Origin of the sequence: Oscillibacter sp. (genome assembly GCF_028693505.1) — a bacterium.
GTDB lineage: Bacteria > Bacillota > Clostridia > Oscillospirales > Oscillospiraceae > Oscillibacter.
In genome coordinates, this window is sequence record NZ_JAQUVF010000028.1 from 1 (window position 1) to 23,449 (window position 23,449).

Sequence of the window (23,449 nt, forward strand, 5' to 3'; positions counted from 1 at the left end):
GGGGCGCTGGGCTCCTCGGAAGGAGTGCTGGGCTGCTCGGCGGGGGCACTGGGCTCCTCGGAAGGAGCACTGGGCTCCTCGGAAGGAGCACTGGGCTCCTCGGAAGGAGCACTGGGCTCCTCGGAAGGAGCACTGGGCTCCTCGGAAGGAGTGCCGGACTCCTCGGCGGGATCATTGAATACCAGCAGGCCGCTCAGCATACCGCTGCCCACGCTGGGAACCGTTGCGGGAGCGCTGGGCTCCTCCACGGGAGCGCTGGGCTGCTCGACGGGAGTGCTGGGCTGCTCCACAGGAGTGCTGGGCTCCTCGACAGGAGTGCTGGGCTCCTCCACGGGAGTGCTGGGCTCCTCGGAAGGAACACTGGGCTCCTCGGAAGGAACGCTGGGCTCCTCGGAAGGAACGCTGGGCTCCTCGGAAGGAACGCTGGGTTCCTTGGAAGGAACGCTGGGTTCCTCGGAAGGAACGCCGGGCTCCTCGGAAGGAACGCTGGGCTCCTCGACGGGAGTCGTTGCGCCGCTGTTACCACCGTTGCCGGCGGTCTCTTTTTCAACAAAATACGTATGGGTCACAATGGCCTCTCCGACCGCAAGGCCAGTGACCATTCCGTCCTCCACAGAGACGATGTCCTCGTTCTTGACGGACCAGGTATCGCCCTCCTTGGCGCTTTTTGTGACGCCGGGGAGAGTCTTTGTCTCACCGACATACACCTCTACGATGTTTTCGTCTCCTGCCAATGCGCTGATCGGCAGTAGGCTAAAGCACATGACAAATGCCATAAACAGCGCCATCATTCTCTTTCTCGTGTTTGCCATGATTTGTTGCTCCTTTCATACTCGAACATTTGAATTCCGACGTATTGGCAACCGGGCCGGCATAGCTTTCGCTTTAGCCCCCTTGCTTTGCGTCCCGGGGTTTCCCACCGGTTTGCTGGTTCAGTCGTTTCGGATTATGGGCGGCGCCCGCCGCGTTGGGTTTTTCTCTGATGCTCTTGTCACGCCTCGCATGACGGGGAAGGCTGTTGATTCTCTTCTTTTGCCGCCGTGTTCAATGCGCTGTCCAGCAGCAGGACAAGCTCCAGTACGCTGCGAAAGCTCTCTTCCCGGTTGCCTTCCAGCCAGGTAACCGATCCTTGCCAGCTGGCGTTTTGTCGGAAGAGTACCCGTACCGCAAAGGTGGCGCACGCTCCTTCCTGGACTTGCAGATCCGTCGGTTTTCTCACCATGGAAGGCGGCGGCGAAAAAGCCCGCAGCGCAGTGAAGGATTGTGGAAACTGCATGGCATCCAGTAAATTCTCCATCTTCCGGAGAAATTCTATCAGGCTTTTAAATGTGTCTCCGTTTGGCAGATACGGATTGTACATTCTGCCCACCAGCACACCGTCCCGACAGCTATCCATACACACCATGGTCGTCCGATATTCATTGCCGTACACGCTGCTTTGCATTCAGGGAATACCCCCCTTCTGTTTTATCTATGATGGCAGTATACCATCCACCGGTTACAGCCCCGGTTACATTTTCCATTTCTTCCTTCAAATTAAAAGAAAATATTGCTCAATTTTAAGGGGTACATTTTTGTAAATATTACACAAATCAACCAAAACGGAGCGCCTGTTTTAAAAATGTAACGCGCCGTCCGACCTCTTGTCGAACGGCGCGTTGCGCTTTTCATTCAGTTTGCTATGCGGCGGCGAAGCTGCTCCGGATTTTCCGCATAGTTCAATGCGGTCTCCAGCGTGATCGTACCCGCCTGATACAGCGCGAGAATGGACTGGTCCATGGAGATCATGCCCTCACCGCCGCCGGCGGAGACGGTATTGTCGATCTGGTGATTTTTGCTGTCCCGGATCATGCTGCGGATAGCGGGGTTCACGTGCATGATCTCTATGGCCGGGACCAAACCGCCGTTTTTATCCGGCAGCAGCTGCTGGGAGACCACCGTGCGCAGCACCATGCTCAGCTGGACTCGAATCTGTGCCTGCTGGGCCGGCGGAAAGGCGTCGATCACCCGGTCGATGGTGTTGACCACCCCTCTGGTATGGAGGGTCGCAATCAGCAAATGCCCGGTCTCCGCCGCCGTCATGGCGGTGCGGATGGTCTCGTGGTCCCGCATCTCCCCCAGCAAAATCACATCCGGCGCCTGCCGCAAACAGGCCCGCAGCGCGGAGAGGTAATCCTCCGTGTCAATGGCGATCTCCCGCTGGCTGACAATGCTTTTGCAGTCCCGGTGGAGGAACTCGATGGGGTCCTCCAGCGTGATGATGTGCGCTTCCCGGGTGCGGTTGATGCGGTCGATGATGCAGGCCTGGGTGGTGGATTTTCCGCTGCCGGCGGTTCCGGTGACCAGCACCATGCCGTGGGCCGTGTCGGCAAGGTCCATCACCGCCGAAGGAATGCGGAGGCTTTGCCAGTCCGGGATGTCAAACGCCACCACCCGGACCACCGCCGCCAGGGACCCCCGCTGGCGGTACGCATTCACCCGGAACCGGGCCAGCCCCGAAACGGCAAAGGAAAAATCGTCGTCTCCGGTGGCGCGGTACCGGTCCATCGGGCGGCTTGCCAGCTCGTAGATCCCGGAGATCAGCCGCTCCGTCTCCGCGGGAAACATCTTTTCCGCGCTGATGGGATACAGATGGCCCTCCACCTTCTCGCTCACCGGACCGCCGGCCACCAAAAAGAGGTCCGAAGCCCGGTCCTCCACCGCCCGTTTCAAATACTCCAACAAGTCCGCCATGATTGCTTCCTCCTTATGATGGTCCCAGATCCGTCACGGGATCTCCGTCCCACAGGTCCAGTGTGGTCTCCGGCTGCCAATCGGCGGCGGACGATGCCTGCCAGCGCAAAACGGTATAGTCCGTTCCCTTTACCCGCACCTCGACGTTCAAAACCTGCGTGTCGGAAATCGGGCAGGTATAGGAGTAGAGGTCCTGATCCACGGAAACGCCGTCGGGTACCTCGCCCCCACGAAGCTGGGCAAGTATGCGCTCGGCCTGCGCGTCCGCCGCATAGTAGGCCGCCACCGCCTCGTGGGAAGCGTCCGCCAGCCGCCCGTCCGCCTGCACGGTGGAAAGCCCCAGCAGCGCAAACACGCTCAGGCACAGCACCGCGAAGATGACCAGCAGCGAGCTGCCGCCCACAGCGGGGGAGGAGGTCCTCTCACCCATTGCCGTCCACCTCCTGCCATCCCACTGGCAGCGTGCAAAGCAGCGCGCCGTCCGCCGTGTAGATCGTCACATCCGCCGCTCCCAGCAGCGCATTGCCCCCCTCTGCCGGGGTCACCAGCATATGGTAGGCAGGCGCAGCGCTTGCTGCGACGGGGGTCCAGCTCGCGTCCCAGGAAAGGCCCCACATCGCTCCGTTCCACTCTCCGCCCCATTCCCGGGCGGCTTTTTCATAGTCTCCATGGTCATTTTTCAGAATTTCCGCCGCGTTCTGCGCTTCCAGCAGCGCCCGATCCATGGTCTCGTTTTGGCGGGAGATACGGTCCGAGAGGGCAAACACCTGCATGCAAAGTGCCGCCGCCAGGGCAAACACCAGCACCATGACCAGCTGCTCCATGAGCGCCAGGGGCGCTTTGCTTCTCATGACACCCCCTCCCTTCCGCTGCGCAGGGACAGCACCACGCGTTCCACGCCGCCGTCTGCATCCGTCACTTCCGCCGTCAAAAGGCTTCCCGGGGCCCCGGTGGGGGTCCAGTCAAAGGTCAGTCCCCGGGCCTCCAGAATTTTTTCCCCGTCCTCCGGGGCCATCTCCGCGGCGGCGTCACTAAACAGCTCCCGGAGATAGCCGTCGTAATAATAGACCCGGGTATAATAGGGCGCGCCGTCGATGATTTCCTCTAAAAAGAGGGTATCGCCCCCGGTGGGCCACATGCCCACGCCGTTTACCGGCATTTCGCCGTCAAAGGACGTGACCATGGCCACGCCGCCGTCCGCGTCCGCCTGACGGACCTTGGTGGCAAGATACTGGGCGGCGGTGCGGCGGTCGTAAGACGCCTCATCCCGCTGCTTCAGGCGCCCATAAGTGTCCGCCCCTGTCAAAAGCACCGCGAGGATGCACACGGCAAACACGCTCAGCACCAGCAGGGCCAGCAGCCCGTCCATCTGTGATTTTTTCACTCGTCCAATCATGGCTTATTTTCCAGAACCGTGATGTCCGGCATCAGGTTCGATCCAAAAATGTCATAAGTAACCGTGAATCGCTCCGCATCCACCTGAACGCCGTAGCGCTCCTCCAGATAGGAAAGCTCCGGCGGATAAACGCCCTCGGCGGCGTAGCAGGCCACCGCGGCCCGGCGGAGCGCATCTTCCAGCTGCTGCTTGCCCTTGTCGTCCCGGCCGGCGGTCAGATTGGAAAGCGCAGTCAAAAAGCACAGCAGCGCCAGCGCTCCCGCCGCAGGAGCCAAGAGGCCGTCCAGCTTTCCAAGCCCCCATCCATGTCTTTTCATTCGCTCACCCAATGGCCGTCATGATGTTCATGAGCGGCAGCATCACGGAGAGCAGAATCGCCCCCACCAGAATGGAGCTGACCAGAACGAGGGCGGGTTCCACCTGCGCCACGCGGTTCTCCACGGCCTGATCGGCATCTCGGGAAAGGCGGCGGGCAATCTCCTCCATCACCGTGTCCGCCCTGCCGCCCCGGACACCCAGCGCCAGCAGGCGGCACACCGACGGCGCCAGCACGCCCGTATCCCGCATTGCCCCGGCAAGGTCCGTCCCCTGCTCCAGTTGGGCGCGGCACGCCTCGCACCGGTTCACGGCAGCGGGTACCTGCGCAAGAAGCCGGGCGGCCAGCTCCATGGCTTCCTCCAGCCTTAGCCCGCTGCCAAGTCCCATGGACAGGGCCTGTGCAAACTGGGCGTCGTTGAGCTTTCTGGACACGCCCCGGTCCCCCCACCGCTTCTGCCAGAGGGCCGCCAGACGGTCCCGAAACGCGCCGCTGACGGAAAACGCCCACAAAAACGCCACCGCAAGTCCCAAAAGCACACACAAAACCGGCATGGCGGCATCCAGCCACCCGCCAAGGGTCAGCAGCCCCCCCGCAACGCCGGTCAGATGCCCGCCAAGGGACGCATATACCTCGTTGAATACCGGCAGCACGCGGGTCAAAAGCACCACGATCACCACCAGCATCAAAACCATCAATACGCAGGGATACAGCAGCGCGCTGCGGATGCGGCGGCTCATCTGCTCCCGCGTCTCATAATAGCGCCCCAGCGACTCCAGCGCTTCTTCCGTTCGTCCGGAGCGCTCTCCAACCTCGATGAGGCCGGGCACATACACCGGAAAGCGGCCCGACTCCTTCAGCGCGGCGGAAAGGGCGCCGCCTTCATCCACCCGGCGGGCCATGGTCTCCAGCATTTCCCGATACGCGCCGGAGGGATCCTCCTCGCTCAAAAGCGCAATGCCGTCCCCCACGCTCACGCCGGCGTGAAGCAGCAGCGCCAGCTCCCGGCACAGGTCCGCGGTCTCCATATAGGACATGGTACTCTGTTTCATACGCGCTCCACCCGATCTCATTTAAAAAAATAGGCTTGCAGACAGCCTGCAAGCCTATTTTAAACCAATCTTTCCGTTTCGTAAAGGGGTTCTCTCAATAGAGATATTTCACCGTGTAGTTGGCCCCGTCCCCGATGTATTTCATAACGGACGGGCTTTCCTTTCCGGAGGAGGCAAAGGTGGGGTCCATCCGCTGCCAGGTGGTGCCGTCAAAATACACGACCCCCTCGACCCATCCGGTCTCCTCAGACCACACGCTGATCCAGGCGTGGTACGCGCTTCCGGCATAGCCCACCACCAGCTTGCAGGGCACCCCCTGGCTGCGGAGCATGCCGGCCATCAGCGCGGCATAGTCAAAGCAAATGCCCGTCTTTTTTTCCAGCACCGTATCCAGCACCGGCAGGTATCCGCTTTGGACCGTGGCCGCCAGTTTTGTATCATAGGTAATGTTGTTTACCACAAAGTCGTAGACTGCCGTCACCTTGTCCAGCGGTTCTTCTTTTTTGGCCACCAGCTCCGCGGCCTTGGCCACGGTATTGGGCGCATTCTCATAGTTTACATATTGGTTTGGCCGCAGGAAGGGCGCAAACTCATCCTTCAGCGTCACTGTAAAGGTCTGGGAGAGCACCGATGCATAGCGGGTGCCGGAGACGTTTTCATAGACCGTCACCTGATAGTTGCCGTTTCCGTCGGACAGGGGGAAGGTCGTCCAGCTCTCCCCGGCGGTAATATTATATGTATAGGTCGTCGTGGGACCCTTCACCTGTGTTTTCAGCCGCTTGTCTGTGGATGCGGTATAGCGCACCATGACATAACCGTCGACTATATTGGAATAGTCAATTTTTGCTTTTTCGTTGGATTTCACCTTTGTCCCCGACGCCACCGGCATCAACTCGGTGGAAAGCGCCGGAGTCTCCGCCAAAGCGACGGCCTCTTCCTCCAGCTCCACCTCTTCCGACGAGGCAGTCTCCGCGCCGGAAATTTCCACAGCCGGGGTCGATGAATTTTTCCCGCAGCCGGTCAGCAGCAAAACTGCCAACAGCAGCGGCGCCAGCCGTTTCCAGAACTTTGGCATCGCATTCTGCCTCCTCTCCTCCGTATCCGCCGGGTCCGTCAGTATGTTCTTTTTTATATTATAACAGCTTTCCTCAAAAAAGGAAGTATTTTTTAAAAATTTTACGCATTTTGTATCGACTTGCGTAACCAAGTCTGTTTTCCATTGCAAAAAAATAACGCCTGTGATATAGTGACTATCAATAAGCTATTATATCTCGGTTTCTGCAGGACGGGAGGGGAAGCGCATGGAGACGGGCAATCCGCGGGTGTTGATGTTGGGCGAATTTTCCATTACTCTGGACAATACATCCGTTACCGGCAGTGACAACCGGTCCCGAAAGATCTGGCTGCTTTTGGCGTACATGATCTACTGCCGCAACCGCGTCGTCTCACAGGAGGATTTGGTGAATCTGCTTTGGGGCGAAGAAGGCGGCAGCTCCAATCCCCTCAACGCGCTCAAGACCATGTTCCACAGGGTGCGCTCCATGCTCAATCAGCTGGGCAATTCCGTCGGTCAGGATCTGATTATCCGCAAGGACGGCAACTATGCCTGGAACACCGAGATTCCCACTTCGCTGGACGTGGATGACTTTGAGGCGCTTTGCAAAGCCGGCAGCGCCGCCGAAGAGGACGCCGAGCGTCTGGAAAAGTACCGGGAGGCGCTGGCCTTATATCAGGGAGATTTTCTCTCCAAGCTCTCCTCGGAGCCATGGGTCGTCCCCATCGCCGCCTATTTCCACAATCTCTATGTCTCAACCGCGCTGGAAACGCTCTTTTTGCTGGAGGCGCGCCATCTGTCCGACGAGGCAGTGTCCCTTTGCCGCAGCGCCATTGCCAGGGAGCCTTACAACGAAGCCCTTTATCAATGCCTGATGCGTAATCTTCTGGCCACCGGGGACCAGCGGGGCGTCTTAACTGTTTATGAGGACCTGAGCAGCCTTCTTTTATCCGATTTTGGCATTTTGCCGGCGGAGGAGACCCGCGCACTTTACCGGGATGCCGTCCGCATTGTCAACGACCGCGCCGTTTCCATAGACACCATTCAGGTCCAGTTGCAGGAATCGGAAGCCTCTCAGGGCGCCCTGCTGTGTGATTACGACTCCTTCCGGGCGATCTATCACTCCGAGGCCAGAGCCATCGTCCGCAGCGGCAGAGCAGCCCATATCGCGCTGCTCTCCCTCTCCGGTGAAGCGGGGCAGGAGCTTCCCCGGCGCAGTCTGGACCGGGCCATGGAAAACCTGCAGGACATTGTATGCATCAACCTGCGCAAAGGTGATATTGCCGCCCGGTGCAGCGTCTCCCAATTCATCGTGCTGCTCCGGCAGGCCAATTACGAAAACAGCTGCAAGGTCTGTCAGCGGATCGTCCGCTCCTTCTCTCGCCAGTACCCCCACTCTCCGGCGCAGCTGCACCATTCCGTGCACGCTCTGGACCCAAATGTATAACAAAAAAGGACGCCCATTTCACTGAAATGAGCGTCCTTTTTTTATTTGAATATTCGCCGGTCCGGGAAAGGGCTTCGCCGCTTCCCACTGGGGCATCAGGCGGCCTTGTTGCGATGGATGCGCTTGATGACCAGAAGCGTTGCGAGCATCAATACAATCGCCACCGGCAGCGCAATGAACGCATTGGGAATGAATCCCGCCACCACATAGGAGACAAAACTCACCGCCGCCGCGGTAAACGCATAGGGCAGCTGGGTGGAAACATGGTTCACATGGTCGCACTGGGCGCCGGCGGAAGCCATGATGGTGGTGTCGGAAATGGGCGAGCAGTGGTCGCCGCAAACAGCGCCCGCCATGCAGGCGGAAATGCACACGATGGCCAGCGGGTGATCCACGGGGAACACATTTTGCACAATGGGGATCAGCATACCGAAGGTCCCCCAGCTGGTGCCGGTGGCAAAGGCCAGCAGACACCCGATGACAAACACGATGGCCGGCAAAAACATCTGCGCGCCCGCCGCGTTGTTCCACACGAAGTCCCGGACGAAATACTTGGCGCCCAGAGAATCCGTCATGGCTTTCAGGCTCCACGCAAAGGTCAAGATCATGATGGCGGGGACCATGGCCTTGAACCCCTCGGGAATGCAGCCCATCATATCCCGGAAGGACATGGCGCGGCGGATGCTGTAATAGACCAATGTAAAGACCAGCGCGAAGGCAGAGCCCAGCAGCAGTCCCACGGAAGCGTCGGAATTGGAGAATGCCTCCACAAATCCCGCGCCGGCGAAGAAGCCGCCGGAGTAGATCATGCCCAGAACGCAGCAGATCACCAGCACCACGATGGGCAGCACCAGATCCAAAACCCGGCCCTTATTCTCCTCCATTTCTTCATCCATGGCGGCATAGGGGTTGGCGCCGGAGAACAGATCGCCCGTCTCCTCCGCATTGCTCTCAAAGATCGCCATGGGGCCAAACTCCACCTTCATCAGCGCCATGCCCACCATCATCACCACCGTCAAGATGGCGTAGAAGTTGAAGGGGATGGCCCGGATGAAGAGACTCAATCCCTGCCCCTCCTCCGCAAAGGCGGCGACGGCGGCAGCCCAGGAGGAGATGGGCGCGATGATGCACACCGGCGCAGCGGTGGCGTCGATCAAATACGCCAGCTTGGCCCGGGAGATGCGGTGCTTATCCGTGATGGGCCGCATCACACTGCCCACAGTCAGGCAGTTGAAATAGTCGTCAATGAAGATTAGGCACCCCAGCACAATGGTGGCCAGCTGCGCGCCCACCCGGGTCTTGATGTGGGTCTGCGCCCAGCGGCCGAAGGCGGCGGAGCCGCCGGCCTTGTTCATCAGGCACACCATGGCCCCCAGAATGACGAGGAAGATCAAAATGCCCACATTGTAACCGTCGGACAGCACGGAGACGATCCCGTCCTGAAAGACGTGGAGCACCGCGCCCTCAAAGGCAAAGTTCGCATACAGCGCGCCGCCCGCCAGAATGCCGATGAACAACGAGCTGTACACTTCCTTTGTGATGAGCGCCAGCGCAATGGCGATGACCGGCGGAAGCAGGGACCAGAGGGTGTTATAAAACCGGCTGGGGGATTCCACATAGCCGCTGCCGCCGCAATCGGCGCAGGCATTGGTCCCGCCGCAGCTCTCGCAGAGTGCATCCAGTCCGTAACACTCCATGCACGCGCCGCTTCCACCGCAGGTGGGGCATTCGATCATTTTTGTGCCGCTTTCGTCCGTAGGGTCCGCCGCCAGCGCCGTGCCGGCCATGGCTCCGCACAGCACCAGCACCGTTGCCAGCAGCGGCAAGATCCGTCGCATCCGCAATTTCATGATTCTCTCTCCTAAAAAAATGAAGTCATGACAGAGTCATGACTTCATACGACGCACAGAGCGTATGGAACCACGACAGCGCTCCGCCCCGCCGGGGCGACAGTCTGCGGCATCTTCTCCCGCAGCCCGGCCGTTTCCCCCACAGGCTTGGGGTCCACAACCTCGGCGGACGTCCCTTTCCTCCTCCCCCGCAGCCTGTCCATGTGGGGAGAACTACTCTTGGCATCCGCGCCTCTATCATGCTTAGCTCAATCATTATATAAAACTTTTGGGGAAAGTCAACCGAATTCCCCGTTTTTTTGTAAAATATCCAAAAAAGGGGGGGCGCAGCGAAAGCCGCATCCCCTTTTTCTCATTTGCAGATCAATACTTGCCCAGAGAACCGGCGTCGTCGGAATTCGCGGTCTTGCCAAACTCAAAGTCGTTGCCCGGCAGGATGGCGTTGAGCACGATGCCGGAGATGGCGGCAATGGCGAGACTGGTCAGCGTGATGGAAGCGCTGCCCAGCTGGAAGGTCAGCCCGCTGGTGAAGCCCAGGCCGCACACCAGAATGACGGCGGCAATGATGAGATTGCGGCTGTTGGTGAAGTCCACCTGATTCTCCACCACGTTCCGCACGCCAATGGCGGAGATCATGCCGTAGAGGATGAAGCTGACGCCGCCGATGATGGCGGTGGGGATGGAGTTCACGAAGGCGGCGAACTTGGGGCTGAAGGACAATACCACCGCATAGATGGCGGCCAGCCGGATCACCCGGGGATCGTGGACCCGGGAGAGCACCAGCACGCCGGTATTTTCGCCGTAGGTAGTGTTGGCAGGGCCGCCGAAGAGGCCCGCCATGGCCGTTGCGATACCGTCGCCCACCAGAGTCCGGTGAAGGCCGGGATTTTCAATAAAGTTCTCGCCCACCGTGGCGGAGATGGCGGACATGTCGCCGATGTGCTCCATCATAGAGGCGATGGCAATGGGGGCCATGACCAAGATGGCAGAAACGTCAAACTTTGCAACGCTGCCACCGAAATTCGTGATGAAGGGCTGGAAGCCGAAAAGGTTCGCCTCCGCCATGGCGGCGAAGCTCAGCATGGGGCCGGTGGCGCCGGAAGCCGCGTCCGTGATAACGGTTGCGCCCATGGCGTTGCCGATGACAGCGATCGCATAGGACCCCACCACGCCCAGCAGGATGGGAATGATCTTCACCATGCCCCTGCCCCAGATATTGGCAGCGATAATGATGCCCATGGCCACCAGCGCCAGCCACCAGCAGGTGGAGGCGTTGCTCACGGCGGAGGGGGCCAGATTCAGTCCGATCAGAATGATGATGGGGCCGGTGACCACCGGGGGCAGAAAATGCATCACCTTATGGACGCCCACCAGCTTGATGATGAGGGCCAGCAGCACATAGAGAAGGCCCGCCACCACAATGCCGCCGCAGGCGTATTGCAGCTTTTCCGCGCCGTCCATGCCGGCGTAAATACCGGCGTCCATAGACCCCATGGCGGCAAATCCGCCCAAAAAGGCGAAGGAGGACCCCAGGAAGGCAGGCACCTTCAGCTTGGTGCAGACGTGGAAAAACAGCGTGCCGACTCCGGCAAAGAACAGCGTGGTCTGGATGTTCAGGGGCAGTCCGTAGGTATTCACCAAAATGGGCACCAGCACCGTGGCGCCGAACATGGCAAACATGTGCTGCAGCCCCAGGATCAGCATCTTGGGCATTCCCAGGGCCCTGGCGTCCCGAATGGGCTGCTGGCCGACGGTGGAATTCGTTTCTTTCATGAAATTTCTCCTCTCAATTCTCCTCCGCATACAGGCAAAAAAAACACCGGCACCCCGGCCGGTTAAAAAAGAAAATAAGAAAATAAGGAGCCCGTCCCTGTGCTGGCTTTCTTCGTTTCAAACAGCATGATGGTCTCCCCCTCTCATTATTTTGATTCATTATACAGAAAGGGGCCTTGTATTGCAAGGTGGCTTTTTCATGACCGATAGATAAAAAAAGCCTTGATATTTGTCGAAAATGACGGGGCGGCCCCCGTCATTTCAGCAGCTCTTCTATTTGCGACTCGCCAAACACCGGAATTCCCCGCGCGCGCAGCAGCTCCGCCGTCACGCCGTCCCCCTGCGTCAGCACGCCGCGAAACGTTCCGTCATAGATCATTCCCCCGCCGCAGGAGGGGCTGCGCTCCTTCAAAACCGCCGCCTCGCACCCAAGGGCCCGGCAAAGCTTCCAAGTCTCCTCCGCCCCCCGGCGGTAAGCCGCCGTCACGTCGCCTACCTGCGTCACCACCCGGTCCCCCCGCCGCTCCGCAGGCGGTCTGGGCGTGGGAAGGCCGCCCAGCTGCTCCGGGCACACCGGCACGATCTCATGCCGCGCCGCCAGCGCCGCTGCCAACGGATAAGTCTTGGATGCGCCGTCATACCGGCAGCAAGCGCCCAAAAGGCAGGCGGAAACCAAAATCCTCATGCGCTTCGCCTCACTTCTTTTGCATCGCCTGATGTTCCCGCAGCAGCTCAGCATACAAGGTCACCGCGTTCCAATTGCGGTTGGACGGCGTCAGCACCGCCTTTAAGCACTCCGGCCCCGCGCCGGCTTTCGCCAGCGCCGGCAGCAGCGCGTCCAGCTTTCCCTCAAGGCCGCACAGCACCACCATCCGTCCGCCAAGAGACCCTCCGGCAAAGGGCTGCGTTGTGCCGGGCTCCGCGTCCAGACCCGCCAGCACCGCCAGCGTCTTGTTGTAATCTGCCCGGGCCACCGGCACCACAGTGGCCCCCAGCGGGCCCACAGCGGCTTCCAGCGCCAGAATATGCAGCAGGGAATCGAAACCAAACAGCAGTACGGTTCCGTTCATAAAATTCCTCCTCTTTGCGCCTTGCGGCGCGTCTGCTCTCAAATTTTCAAACCCGCGCCTTCACGCGATTTGCTTTCCGTTCAGCACCGCCAGCGCCAGATGCTCCCCCTCATACCGCAGCTTTAAGGAAAAAAAGGGTGCGTCGGAATCCAGCAGCCGCAGAAAAATACGGTCGCCCTCCCACATGGGCAGGGCCGCCAGCGCCCCCTTGTCAATCCACGCAAGCTCCCCCTCGTCGCAGGGGCAGGGCGTGCCGGTCCAGCCGGTGGCGGTGAACAGATGCATGTATTCCGTGGGCGCCTGATCGGAGACAAAGGTCACAAGGCCCCGGTAGCGATACTCCGTCAGCGTTAAGCCGGTTTCCTCCCGTATCTCCCGGAGGATGCAGTCCTCCGGGCTTTCCCCCTCTTCAAACTTCCCGCCCACGCCGATCCACTTATCGCGGTTGAGGTCGTTTTCCTTTTTGATCCGGTGGAGCATCAGGTATTCCCCGCCCCGCTCCAGATAGCACAGTGTGGAGTAGATCATGCATTCTCTCCTTTTTTTGCTTATTATACCCGCATCTTTCCAAAAAGAAAAGCCCCGGCTTTTCGCCGGGGCTGAAACTGTCAAAAAAGTCTGCTGGCTTTTTTGACAAAGGGCTTTCTCTGCGCAATTATTTACGGGTGCGAAGCGCCTTGAGCAGCTGGATGACCAGCATGGAGCCAAAGGAAAGGCCCGCCACGGCGCCCACCAGTCCCATGGAAAGCGGCGCCACCTGAAAGAGCGGCTCCAGCGCCGGGATCAGCAGGACGCTGCCCAAAAGCAGCGTGCCGACGGCAAATGCGCCCAGCAGGAACTTGTTGTTCCAAAAGGCGCGCTTGAGTAGGATGGGCCGACGGGATTTGCAGTTGAAGCCGTGGAACAGCCGGGAGAGGCAAAGCGTTGCAAAGGCCATGGTGCTGCCCGTGGCCGCGCCGCCGCTTGTAAGGCCCAGATGGAAGGCGGCGATGGTGGCGGCAGCGATCACCAGTCCCTCCAGCCCGACGCTGACAAGGAACGTTCGTGTGAGAATGCCCTCGCTGCGGGGGCGGGGCTTCTCCCCCATGACGGCGTCGGTGTGGGGCTCCAGTCCCAGCGCGATGGCGGGCAGGGAGTCCGTCAGCAGATTGATGAACAGCAGATGCACCGCCGCGAAGGGCACCGGCAACCCCAGAAGTGAAGCGTACAGCACCGTCAAAATTCCCGCCGCGTTGCCGGAGAGGAGGAACTGAATGGCCCGCTTGATGTTGGCGTACACGTTGCGTCCGTTTTTCACCGCCTTGACGATGGTGGCGAAGTTATCGTCCGTAAGAACCATGCCGGCGGCGTCCTTGGCCACCTCCGTGCCGGTGACGCCCATGGCCACGCCGATATCCGCCTGCTTCAAAGCCGGGGCGTCGTTCACGCCGTCGCCGGTCATGGCCACCAGATTGCCCCGGTCCTGCCAGGCCCGGACGATGCGAATCTTATGCTCCGGAGACACCCGGGCGTAAACGGAGACGCCGGGCACGAACGCGCGCAGCTCCTCGTCGCTCATGCCGTCGATCACAGCGCCCTCCACCGCTTCCGTGTCCGGCGTCAGGATGCCGATCTCCCGGGCAATGGCGGAGGCGGTGATCTTATGGTCGCCGGTGATCATGATGGGCCGAATCCCGGCGGCAACACATTCCGCCACGGCGGCTTTGGATTCCTCCCGGGGCGGGTCCATCATGGCGATGAGGCCCAGGAAGGTCAAGCCGCTCTCATCTTCCAGTCCCACAGCGGCGCGCTCCACCGTGCGGCAGCCAAAGGCCAGCACCCGCAGTCCCTCGTTGGAGAACGCCTCGTTGACCCGCTCCACCGCCGCCCGCTCGTCAGGCGAGATGATGCTCCGCTCCAGCAGCACGTCCACAGCGCCCTTGGTGACCATCATTAGTCCGCCAGAGAGACGGTGGACCGTGGACATGAGCTTGCGGTCAGAGTCAAAGGGAATCTCCGTCAGGCGGGGCCACTGCCTGCGGGTGTCCTCCTCGTCAATGCCGTAATCCTCCCCCAGCCGGACCAGCGCGGTCTCTGTGGGATCGCCCACCTCGCCGTTTTCATTCACCGTGGCGTCGCTGCACAAAAGGGCGGCCCGCAAGAGCGGCTCCTGTATGGGGTCGCCAAAGTTTGCCTCCTGGGCGGAAATCACTTTGCCGCCGGTATACAGCTTCTTCACCGTCATCTTGTTCTGGGTCAGGGTGCCGGTCTTGTCGGAGGAGATCACAGACACGCTGCCAAGACCCTCCACCGCCTGAAGCTTGCGGATGACGGCATTCTCCTTGGCCATTTTCTGGGTGCCGAAGGAGAGGACGATGGTGACAATGGAGCTCAGCGCCTCCGGGATTGCCGCCACGGCCAGCGCCACGGCGAAGAGGAAGGCGTTCATCACATTTTCATGGCGCAAAAACACGCTCACCCCAAACAGCACGGCGCAAATGCACAAAATACCGATGGAGAGCTTTCGGCCAAACTGGTCAAGGCTCACCTGAAGGGGCGTTTTCTTCTCCTCCGTGCTCTTGAGCAGGGTGGCGATCTTGCCCATTTCCGTTTCCATGCCGGTGGACGTCACCAAAAACTTTGCCCGGCCATAGGTGACAAAGCTGCCGGAAAAGACCATGTTTTTCCGGTCGCCCAGCGGCACGTCTCCAAAAATGTCGCCGTCCTCTTTCTCCACCGGCAGGCTCTCGCCGGTGAGGGCGCTCTCCGCGCACTTCAAGCTGGCGCACTCCAGCACCCGCCCGTCGGCGCACACAAAATCGCCGGCTTCCAGCACCGCCACGTCGCCGGGCACCACTTCCCGTCCCGGAATCTGGAGAACGTGCCCATCCCGCACCACCTTTGCCGTGGGTGCGGACATCTTTTTCAGGCTGTCTAAGGACGCGGCGGCCTTGACCGTCTGCACCGTTCCCAGAATGGCGTTCATGGTGATGACCGCCAAAATGACGATGGTACTCTCCACGTCGCCCAGCACAGCGGATACCGCCGCGGCCAGAATCAAAATGACCACCAGAAAGTCCGCGAACTGCTCCAGAAAAATGCGCAGCGTGCTTTTTTGCTCCCCGCCCCGCAGCTCGTTGGGGCCGTACGTTTCCAGCCGTCCCGCCGCCTCTTCCCCGCTGAGGCCGTCCTCCTTGCACTTCAGATCCCGAAACAGTTCCACGCGTCCCTTTTGCCAAATTTTCTTTTCCGTTTTCATACTATTCTCCTTCCGGCAGCACGCAAAAAAAGCGAGGCTTTTGCGTCAATGCCCTGCATTGATACAAAAGTCTCGCCGTTCCAACCCGTAGCGGAGCCGAAGCTCGTACTGACGCCCGCGGATACACATTTCTGTGCCAGCTACTCCCTTTTCTACCGGGCAATATATCACAGAGTCTGCCCTTCTGTCAATCTCTTATTCCATACAGATTTCGCTAAGGAACCAAGAGGCTCCCTGCGCTTTTTCGATTGCGGACCGGCGGACGCCATGCTATACTGTTTGCAACAGGGGGGATGCTCCATGCGAATTGCTTTGATTCAGATGCCGGTGACGGCGGACAAATCGGAAAATATTGAAGCGGCCTGCCGCCGGGTGCGTGAGGCCGCCAGCGACGGCGCGCAGATCGCCGTGCTGCCGGAGATGTTTTGCTGCCCCTATCAAAACGACTGTTTTCGTCTCTACGGCGAAACGGAGGACGGCCCCGCCCAGCGCGCGCTTTCCGCAGTGGCTGCGGAAAGCGGCATCTATGTGGTGGGCGGCTCTTTGCCGGAGCTTGCGGACGGAAAGGTCTACAACACCAGCTATGTATACGGCCGCCGGGGCGAGCCGCTGGCAAAGCACCGAAAGGTCCACCTCTTTGACATTCAGGTGGCGGGCGGACAGTGCTTTCGGGAGTCGGACGCCCTCTCCCCCGGCGATGCCATCACCACGTTTGAAACGGAATTTGGCGTCATGGGGCTGTGCGTGTGCTTCGACCTGCGCTTTGAGGAGCTCAGCCGCCTGATGTGTCTGCGGGGCGCCAAGGTCCTGTTTGCGCCGGCGGCCTTCAACATGACCACCGGCCCCGCCCACTGGGAGCTGCTGCTGCGCCAGCGGGCGGTGGATAACCAATGCTTCACCGTGGGCGTGTCTCCGGCAAGAGACGAGCGTGCCGGATATGTGGCCTACGGCAACTCCCTGGCGGCGGACCCGTGGGGCAGCGTGCTTTGCCGGGCCGGGGGCGAGGACGCCACGCTGTACGCCGAGCTAAACCTTGCGCGTGTGGAGGAAGTGCGCCGGCAGCTGCCCATTCTCTCCGCCCGGCGGACGGACCTCTACACGCTGACGGAAGCGTAAACCGCCGGGGCTTTCTTCTGCCGCCCCGGCAAGCCGGCTTTGGGTCTTTACGCGCCTCGGCGGCGGATTATGAAAAAAATAAAACAAGGCGGGAGCGCCGTCCCCTCAGTGGGGCAGCGCTCCCGCCTTTTATCCTTCTTTACCGTGCTTTCACTGCCGCTTCCAGCTGTCCCATGGCCTTTTCCAGCACGCTTCTGGGGCAGGCGGCGTTGAGCCGCATGAACCCCGCGAGACTCCGCCCAAAGGAGCAGCCGTCGTTGAGTCCCAGCTTTGCCTTTTGGATCATGAAGTCGTGGAGCTGCCCGTTGTCCATCCCCAGCCCCCGGCAGTCCAGCCACATGAGATAGGTGGCGTCCGGCGCATAGGTCTTGATTTCCGGAATATACTTTTTGCAGTAATCCGTTACAAAATCAAAGTTGGCGCTGAGATAGGGCAGGAGCTGGCTGAGCCACTCCTCTCCCCCGGTAAAGGCCGCCTCCATGGCGGTGAGGGAAAACGCGTTGTTGCGGTGGATATCCATGCACTGCCAGTACTGGTCAAAAACGCGCTTCATATGCCGGTTGGGAAACACCACGGCGCTTGCCTGCAAGCCCGCCAGATTGAAGGTTTTGGTGCCGGAGATGCCGGTGGTCACATAGGCGGCAATCTCTGGGGACAACGACGCCACCGGCGTATGCTTCTTTCCGTGGAACACCAGATCGGAGTGGATCTCGTCGGAGAACATGGGCACATGGTATTTCATGCAAAGCTCCGCCATCCGGGTAAGCTCCTCCGGCGTCCAGACGATGCCCAGCGGATTGTGAGGGCTGCACAGCAAAAAGAGGTCCGCGCTCTTGAGCTTTTCTTCAAAGTCCGCCCAATCCACGCTCCACGTTCCGTCCCGCTCCACAAAGGGGTTTTCCAGCACGTTGCGGTTCCACGCTTCCGCCATGTCGTAAAATTCCGAATAGACCGGCGTCTGGATCAAAACGCTCCCGCCCTCCGGCGTGAAGAGCTTCACCATGGCGGAAATGGTCTGCACCACGCCAAGGCTCCAGCTCATTAGGCTCTGGTCGATCTTCCAGCCGTTGCGCCGCTCCTGCCACGCCCGAATGGCGGCAAAGTAGCTCTCCAGCCGGGCGGTATAGCCCCAGATGCCCTCTTTTGCCCGGGCGGTCAGGGCGTCAATGATGGGCTGCGCGGTCTGAAAGTCCATATCCGCGATCCAAAGGGGGATCACGTCGTCCGTGCCGAATTTTTTTATCCGCTCGTCGTATTTTGCGGCGTGGTTTCCGGCGCGGTCGATCACTCTGTCAAAATTATACTCCATCGTGAGCGCTCCTTCTTTATATGTAATGTCTGCTTGGCAGCGTGGGTTTGTCCAGTGGATATCATTTCGGTTCCATCATGGCGTTTCGGGCGGCGTTTGTCAAGAAAAACGAAACGATACGCCCGGCGCCGTGGGGCGCCGGGCGTCTATTTACCGGTCGGAATGAGACCAGGAATTCGGGATATTATAAGGACGGTACGCGGAGGTGAGCACCTTTTCAAAAATGGGCGCCTCCGGGTCCTCCACCCGCTTGAGAATCTGCTCGCCGGCGGCTTCCCCCAGCTCCTCCACCGGCTGGACAATGCAGTCCATCTGATTGGCGTAGAGCTGATAGAAATTAGAATCGTAGTCCACGAAGCTCACAAGGTCAATGTCCTTTGCCAGCTGAATGCCCTTTTTGTGCAGGTAAATGACGGTCTCCGAGGCCATCAGGCCCTGACACACGATCACGGCGTCGCAGTTTTGCTCCAGCAGCTCGTCCAGACACGTCCGGGCGCTGTTCTCCATGGAATCGCCATAGCGGATCAGCGACGCATCCTGCACCAGTCCGCAGTCCGCCGCCGCCTGCTGATAGGCGGAGATGCGCTCCTTGGTCGAAGAAAGACGGGGCAGCCCGCCGATGATGCCGATGCGCTGGTCCCCCTTGCCTGCCAGACGGCAGACGCTGCGGTAAATGGGCTGGAAGTTGGAAACACAGACGGAGGAGTATTTTTTCGTTTCAAAGGTGCGGTCCACCAGTACCACCGGAAATCCCGCGGGGATCAGGTGGTCGAAGCGGTCAAACTCCTCCATGGTGCTGGCCACCAGAAGTCCGTCCACCAATCCCGTGGTCAAAAGGCGGATGTTGGTCTCCTCCCGCTCCATATCCTCTTTGGTATTGGCAATAATCAAATGATACCCACAGCCGGAGAGATAGTTTTCCACGGACTCGATCATGGTGCCGAAAAACTTGTTGGAGATGTCCGGCACAATGAAGCCGATGGTTTTTTTCTTTCCGGTGCGGAAGCTGCGGGCAGAGGCGTCCGGCGTGTAGCCCAGCTCCGCAATCGCCTGATATACCTTTTCCTTCGTCTCGCCCGAAACATAGCGGGTATTATTAATCGTATGGGAAACGGTGGCCGTGGAGACACCTGCCATCCGGGCCACATCACTGATGGTCACTTTCATATTCGCCCGTCCTTTGCGCAAAAATGTTCTCTTTTGCGTAATCATTTGCACAGACAGTATATGACAGTTTCCCTGGATTCGTCAAGGCCTTTTCGCGGTATTTCGTCAGAAGAGTCGGAGGTTCTCCCCATTTTTTATCAAAATCCCACAATTTCATATTTCAAATGTTATTTGAAATGACAGTTGCAAAATCGTTTACCCTGTGATAGGATACAGCTGAGAAGAAAACTGAAACGTTTACGTAAACGTTTTTGGTGGAGTGTTTTGCACTCCATGTATTGGAAAGGAGTCTATTTTGACTATGAAAACCCGTATTGGCATCAATGGTTTTGGCCGTATCGGCCGTCTTGTTTTTCGCGACGCAATCACCCGTGACGATGTTGAGGTCGTTGCGCTGAACGATCCTTTCATGTCCCCCGACTACATGGCCTACATGCTGCGCTACGACACCATGCACGGCCGCTTCCCCGGGGAGATCTCCTATGAGGAAGGCGCTTTGATCGTCAATGGTCACAAGGTCTCCGTGTTCGCGGAGAAGGAAGTGGCTAACATCCCCTGGGCCAAGGTTGGCGCCGATTATATCGTGGAGTCCACCGGTCAGCATCTGACCAAGGAAAAGTGCCAGGGTCATATCGACGCCGGCGCCAAGCACGTGGTCATGGGCGCCCCCTCCAAGGACGACACCCCCATGTTCGTCATGGGCGTGAACAACCGGAATTACACCTCCGACATGACCTTTGTCTCCAACGCCTCCTGCACCACCAACTGCCTGGCGCCCATCGCCAAGGTTTTGGAGGAGAAGTTTGGCATTAAGGACGGATTGATGACCACCGTCCACTCCGTCACCCCCACCCAGAAGCTGCTGGACGGCGCTTCCATGAAGGATTGGCGCGGCGGCCGGGCGGCCACTGCCAACATCATCCCCTCCTCCACCGGCGCGGCCAAGGCCGTGGGCAAGGTCATTCCCGCCCTGAACGGCAAGCTGACCGGCATGAGCATGCGGGTCCCCACGCTGGACGTGTCCGTGGTGGATTTGACGGTCAATCTGGAAAAGCCCGCCACCTACGAGGAAATCTGCAAGGCCATGAAGGATGCCTCCGAGGGCGAACTCAAGGGCGTTCTGGGCTACACCGACGAGCCCATCGTCTCCTCCGACTTCCTGGGCGATCCCCGCACCTCCATCTTTGACGCCACCGCCGGCATTGCCCTGACGGACACCTTCGTCAAGGTCGTTTCCTGGTACGACAACGAGTGCGGTTACTCCAGCAAGATGGTGGACCTCATCCGCTATATGTCCTCCGTCGATCACAAGTAAGTTTCCAAACAGAAAAGGTCCGGGCTTTGGCCCGGGCCTTTTTTTATCAAAGCAGTCAAAACCGCTTATACACAGCACAACCCCCCATTCGCTCCAGTGACGAATGGGGGGTTCACTCGCTGATTGGATTGTCCAATAGTCAATACCTCGTGCTTTCCTGTATTTCCGTTCGAGTGCCTTGGTCTTTTTCAGTTTGTAACTCTGGTTGCTGCCAATCCATAAAACATCGGGACACGCAGACGTCTGCTTGAAACGCTCTCGTGCGGCTCATCATAGTGAGTGTGTTTCGTCTTTGGGGGTCGTTCCGGGGTTACGTGGGATTTTTCCGAACTCGAACGGTGCCGGGGTCAGGTCTTGGGAATCTCTGAGCTTTCCTAGCCCATGGGACTCACTCCTTTCCTGTGTCTATAATGTACAACGCTTTCTTGTATTTGTCAACTACATTTATGCAATTTTCACATTTTCAACAAAAAAATTTGCTGCGTCATAGCAAAACGCACAAAGCGGCGGGTCAATCGCCCCCCTGCCGCAAAAGCGCCGTCCAGGAAAGCGCCTCCTCCCGGCGAAAAGCGGACAGCAGCGCTTCCAGATTCTCCTCGCTGTGCTCGATCTCGCAGCTGAAGCGGCGCAGGGCCTCCTCCAACGGACACACCGCCGAGAGCCGCTCCACGCACGCCACCGCAAAGACGCAGAGCTGCGCTCTGGAGAGGAAATCCCCGTCGTTGACCGCTTTGAGAAGGTACCGGAACGCAAAATAAACCGCGATCCGTTCCAGCAGCGCTTCCGGCACGGAAACCGACGGTGTGCGCTCCGCCGCTTTTAAAATCTCCGGCCAGTCCGGTTCCAAAATTTCCAGCGTCCCCAGAAAACGAAGCCCCGCGGGGAACAGCGCAGGCATCGCCGGAATCGGCTCCTCCGCCCACACCGCCATGTTCTCCGTGAGCGTTGGCAATTGCTCCGGCCGCTCCTCCTCCAGCAGCGTCTGCGCCCGGGCGGCACAGTGCAAAAACGCCGCCAGCCGACGCTTGAGCGGATAGCGCCGCCATCGCAGCAGGTCCAGCAGACTCTCCCGCAGGGGCGCCAGCCACGAAAGCCACGGGTCCCCCGGCTCCTTCGCCTCCCCTGTCTCCGTCTCCCGGAACCGCAGCGGCTCATTGCTGCCCAGCAGCAGCGCGTTTGCCGCGGGGCAGGAGGCGGAAAAGGTGATCTCCCGGAAGGGGCCGTACTCCTCGATAAACCGAGGATGCTCCCGGCAGGTGACGCTGGTAGCCGCCTCGCCGAGGGTCCGGTGAATCTCGCAGAGATTGTCCCGGTCCAGAAAGGGGCACCGCCCGCCGTCCAGGAGAAAGCAGGCGTCGCCCTCTTCGTCCCGCCGCAAAGCGCCCCGCAGCTTTTCGCCAAGCGCTCCCGGAACGGTTTCGTAGCATCGGGCGGTCTCCTCGTCCACCACCACCTCCCATCCGGCGCAGCAGGTGTGGGGACACGCTCCCGCCAGACAGCGGAACGTGCTTTCATAATCGGGGGTCCGAATCAGCACGGCATTCCTCTCCTCTCATTTTTCTTTTTCTTTTGTTGTAAGAACAACATCTTTTTTTATGGTATTGTACAATACTGTATCTCACAAAGCAAATGCAAAACGACTGAAATGAAAAAAAGGAGGCACACTAGAATGGTGCGAAAAATCATAGAGATCAATCGGGACTTGTGCAACGGGTGCGGAGCCTGCGCCGCAGCCTGTCAGGAAGGGGCCATCGGTATGGTGGACGGCAAGGCGGCGCTGCTGCGGGATGATTACTGCGACGGACTTGGAAACTGCCTGCCAGTCTGCCCCACCGGGGCCATTCAATTTGTGGAGCGGGAGGCGGCCCCCTTTGACGAGGCGGCGGTTTCTAGAGCCGCCGAAAGTTCTCGGCCCGTCAGTGTGGCTGGGGGCGGCAGTCCTTGCGCTGGCGGCTGTCCCGGCAGCCGGAGTCAGTCCCTTCGCCACAGCGGCGAGGCAGCTGTCGCCCCCACCGACGGTCCGGTTTCCATGCTTGCACAGTGGCCCGTGCAGCTAAAACTTCTGCCTGTGGAGGCGCCCTTCTACCAAAACGCCCGGCTGCTGATCGCGGCGGACTGCACCGCCTTTTCCCGGGCGGATTTCCACCGGCGGTTCATGAGAAACCGCATCACCATGATCGGTTGTCCCAAGCTGGACGAGGGGGACTACGCGGAAAAGCTGACGGAGATCCTCCGCCGGAACGACATCCGGGAGGTCACCATCGTGCGCATGGAGGTTCCCTGCTGCGGCGGGCTGCAGCGGGCCGCGGAGACCGCCCTGCGGCAAAGCGGCAAGTTCATTCCCTGGCAAGTGGTGACACTGGGCCGGGATGGAAATATTTTAGAGGAATGATGGAGGTCATTTTATGAAAGCAACGGTCAACGAAAACTGCATCGGCTGCGGCCTGTGTGCCGGTACCTGTCCGGAAGTGTTCACCATGGGAGACGACGGTCTCGCCCACGGCGGCGACTTTGGCGACGAACTGCTTGAAAGCGCCCAGGAGGCCCGGGACGGCTGCCCCGTCAGCGCCATCAGTCTGGACGACTAAATAAAAAACCAGGCTCCGCCAAAAG

22 protein-coding genes, 1 pseudogene and 2 riboswitches are annotated in these 23,449 nt (G+C 59.6%); of the genes and pseudogenes, 5 read left to right on the forward strand and 18 right to left on the reverse strand.

The genetic code is table 11. From position 1 onward, the window contains the following. From PHI30_RS08645 to PHI30_RS08685, 9 genes and pseudogenes are all read right to left on the reverse strand, one after another. Positions 1-812 (reverse strand): annotated as a pseudogene (locus PHI30_RS08645) (hypothetical protein); the annotation flags it as partial. Positions 813-855: 43 nt separating this feature from the next. Continuing rightward, a riboswitch (cyclic di-GMP riboswitch) is annotated at positions 856-939 on the reverse strand. A 52-nt stretch (positions 940-991) separates the two neighbouring features. Next, positions 992-1,297, reverse strand: a complete 306-nt coding sequence (locus PHI30_RS08650) for a hypothetical protein (RefSeq protein ID WP_300026630.1) — start codon at positions 1,295-1,297, stop codon at positions 992-994. A gap of 374 nt (positions 1,298-1,671) precedes the next feature. After that, positions 1,672-2,733, reverse strand: a complete 1,062-nt coding sequence (locus PHI30_RS08655; RefSeq protein ID WP_300026632.1) for a type IV pilus twitching motility protein PilT — start codon at positions 2,731-2,733, stop codon at positions 1,672-1,674. A gap of 13 nt (positions 2,734-2,746) precedes the next feature. Then, complete coding sequence (locus PHI30_RS08660) at positions 2,747-3,163, reverse strand: hypothetical protein (protein WP_300026635.1); 417 nt, start codon at positions 3,161-3,163, stop codon at positions 2,747-2,749. Further along, complete coding sequence (locus PHI30_RS08665; RefSeq protein ID WP_300026638.1) at positions 3,156-3,584, reverse strand: hypothetical protein; 429 nt, start codon at positions 3,582-3,584, stop codon at positions 3,156-3,158. Before PHI30_RS08665 ends, PHI30_RS08660 begins: the two co-directional genes overlap by 8 nt. After that, entirely contained in the window at positions 3,581-4,129 is a 549-nt protein-coding gene (locus PHI30_RS08670; RefSeq protein ID WP_300026641.1) for a DUF4860 domain-containing protein, read from the reverse strand. Before PHI30_RS08670 ends, PHI30_RS08665 begins: the two co-directional genes overlap by 4 nt. After that, positions 4,126-4,446 (reverse strand): hypothetical protein, encoded by a 321-nt coding sequence (locus PHI30_RS08675; protein WP_300026644.1) that lies wholly within the window; start codon positions 4,444-4,446, stop codon positions 4,126-4,128. Before PHI30_RS08675 ends, PHI30_RS08670 begins: the two co-directional genes overlap by 4 nt. A 4-nt stretch (positions 4,447-4,450) precedes the next feature. Beyond that, positions 4,451-5,497 carry a type II secretion system F family protein gene (locus tag PHI30_RS08680; RefSeq protein ID WP_300026647.1) on the reverse strand — a complete coding sequence of 349 codons (1,047 nt, stop codon included), beginning with the start codon at positions 5,495-5,497 and terminating at the stop codon, positions 4,451-4,453. A 94-nt stretch (positions 5,498-5,591) separates the two neighbouring features. Then, positions 5,592-6,572 carry a transglutaminase family protein gene (locus tag PHI30_RS08685; RefSeq protein WP_300026650.1) on the reverse strand — a complete coding sequence of 327 codons (981 nt, stop codon included), beginning with the start codon at positions 6,570-6,572 and terminating at the stop codon, positions 5,592-5,594. Between the two features lie 226 nt (positions 6,573-6,798). On the opposite strand from PHI30_RS08685, the gene PHI30_RS08690 reads away from it, so the two are divergent. After that, the gene (locus tag PHI30_RS08690; protein ID WP_300026652.1) at positions 6,799-7,998 is read left to right on the forward strand and encodes a BTAD domain-containing putative transcriptional regulator; all 1,200 of its coding nucleotides are present in this window, start codon (positions 6,799-6,801) and stop codon (positions 7,996-7,998) included. Positions 7,999-8,093: 95 nt separating this feature from the next. Here PHI30_RS08690 and PHI30_RS08695 read toward each other — a convergent pair whose 3' ends face one another. The 6 genes from PHI30_RS08695 to PHI30_RS08720 form a co-directional block, all read right to left on the reverse strand. Then, positions 8,094-9,848 (reverse strand): Na+/H+ antiporter NhaC family protein, encoded by a 1,755-nt coding sequence (locus PHI30_RS08695; RefSeq protein WP_300026655.1) that lies wholly within the window; start codon positions 9,846-9,848, stop codon positions 8,094-8,096. 68 nt (positions 9,849-9,916) lie between these two features. Continuing rightward, a riboswitch (Lysine riboswitch) is annotated at positions 9,917-10,093 on the reverse strand. A 118-nt stretch (positions 10,094-10,211) separates the two neighbouring features. Further along, positions 10,212-11,621 carry a uracil-xanthine permease family protein gene (locus PHI30_RS08700; protein WP_300026657.1) on the reverse strand — a complete coding sequence of 470 codons (1,410 nt, stop codon included), beginning with the start codon at positions 11,619-11,621 and terminating at the stop codon, positions 10,212-10,214. A 256-nt stretch (positions 11,622-11,877) separates the two neighbouring features. Next, positions 11,878-12,306, reverse strand: a complete 429-nt coding sequence (locus tag PHI30_RS08705; protein WP_300026660.1) for a DUF523 domain-containing protein — start codon at positions 12,304-12,306, stop codon at positions 11,878-11,880. A gap of 10 nt (positions 12,307-12,316) precedes the next feature. After that, positions 12,317-12,691, reverse strand: a complete 375-nt coding sequence (locus PHI30_RS08710) for a DUF3783 domain-containing protein (RefSeq protein WP_300026665.1) — start codon at positions 12,689-12,691, stop codon at positions 12,317-12,319. Positions 12,692-12,751: 60 nt separating this feature from the next. Then, complete coding sequence (locus PHI30_RS08715) at positions 12,752-13,219, reverse strand: 8-oxo-dGTP diphosphatase (protein WP_300026667.1); 468 nt, start codon at positions 13,217-13,219, stop codon at positions 12,752-12,754. 127 nt (positions 13,220-13,346) lie between these two features. Continuing rightward, positions 13,347-15,929, reverse strand: coding sequence for a cation-translocating P-type ATPase (locus PHI30_RS08720; RefSeq protein WP_300026669.1), 2,583 nt, complete (start codon positions 15,927-15,929; stop codon positions 13,347-13,349). Between the two features lie 300 nt (positions 15,930-16,229). Here PHI30_RS08720 and PHI30_RS08725 point away from each other — a divergent pair, with 300 nt between their 5' ends. Further along, positions 16,230-17,045, forward strand: a complete 816-nt coding sequence (locus PHI30_RS08725; RefSeq protein ID WP_300026672.1) for a carbon-nitrogen hydrolase family protein — start codon at positions 16,230-16,232, stop codon at positions 17,043-17,045. 139 nt (positions 17,046-17,184) lie between these two features. On the opposite strand, the gene PHI30_RS08730 is transcribed toward PHI30_RS08725, so the two are convergent. Both PHI30_RS08730 and PHI30_RS08735 read right to left on the reverse strand, forming a co-directional pair. Further along, a complete protein-coding gene (locus tag PHI30_RS08730; RefSeq protein ID WP_300026675.1) occupies positions 17,185-18,354 on the reverse strand; it encodes a MalY/PatB family protein in 1,170 nt (389 codons plus the stop codon). 150 nt (positions 18,355-18,504) lie between these two features. Further along, on the reverse strand, positions 18,505-19,521 hold the full coding sequence (locus PHI30_RS08735) for a LacI family DNA-binding transcriptional regulator (RefSeq protein WP_300026677.1): 1,017 nt from the start codon (positions 19,519-19,521) through the stop codon (positions 18,505-18,507). 301 nt (positions 19,522-19,822) lie between these two features. On the opposite strand from PHI30_RS08735, the gene gap reads away from it, so the two are divergent. Continuing rightward, positions 19,823-20,836, forward strand: a complete 1,014-nt coding sequence (gene gap, locus PHI30_RS08740; protein ID WP_300026680.1) for a type I glyceraldehyde-3-phosphate dehydrogenase — start codon at positions 19,823-19,825, stop codon at positions 20,834-20,836. Between the two features lie 511 nt (positions 20,837-21,347). On the opposite strand, the gene fliB is transcribed toward gap, so the two are convergent. Further along, on the reverse strand, positions 21,348-22,373 hold the full coding sequence (gene fliB / locus PHI30_RS08745) for a flagellin lysine-N-methylase (protein ID WP_300026684.1): 1,026 nt from the start codon (positions 22,371-22,373) through the stop codon (positions 21,348-21,350). A 132-nt stretch (positions 22,374-22,505) separates the two neighbouring features. On the opposite strand from fliB, the gene PHI30_RS08750 reads away from it, so the two are divergent. Together PHI30_RS08750 and PHI30_RS08755 are read left to right on the forward strand one after the other, a co-directional pair. Beyond that, positions 22,506-23,228, forward strand: coding sequence for an ATP-binding protein (locus PHI30_RS08750; protein ID WP_300026687.1), 723 nt, complete (start codon positions 22,506-22,508; stop codon positions 23,226-23,228). A 13-nt stretch (positions 23,229-23,241) separates the two neighbouring features. Then, positions 23,242-23,424, forward strand: a complete 183-nt coding sequence (locus PHI30_RS08755) for a ferredoxin (RefSeq protein ID WP_300026689.1) — start codon at positions 23,242-23,244, stop codon at positions 23,422-23,424. Positions 23,425-23,449: the final 25 nt, after the last annotated feature.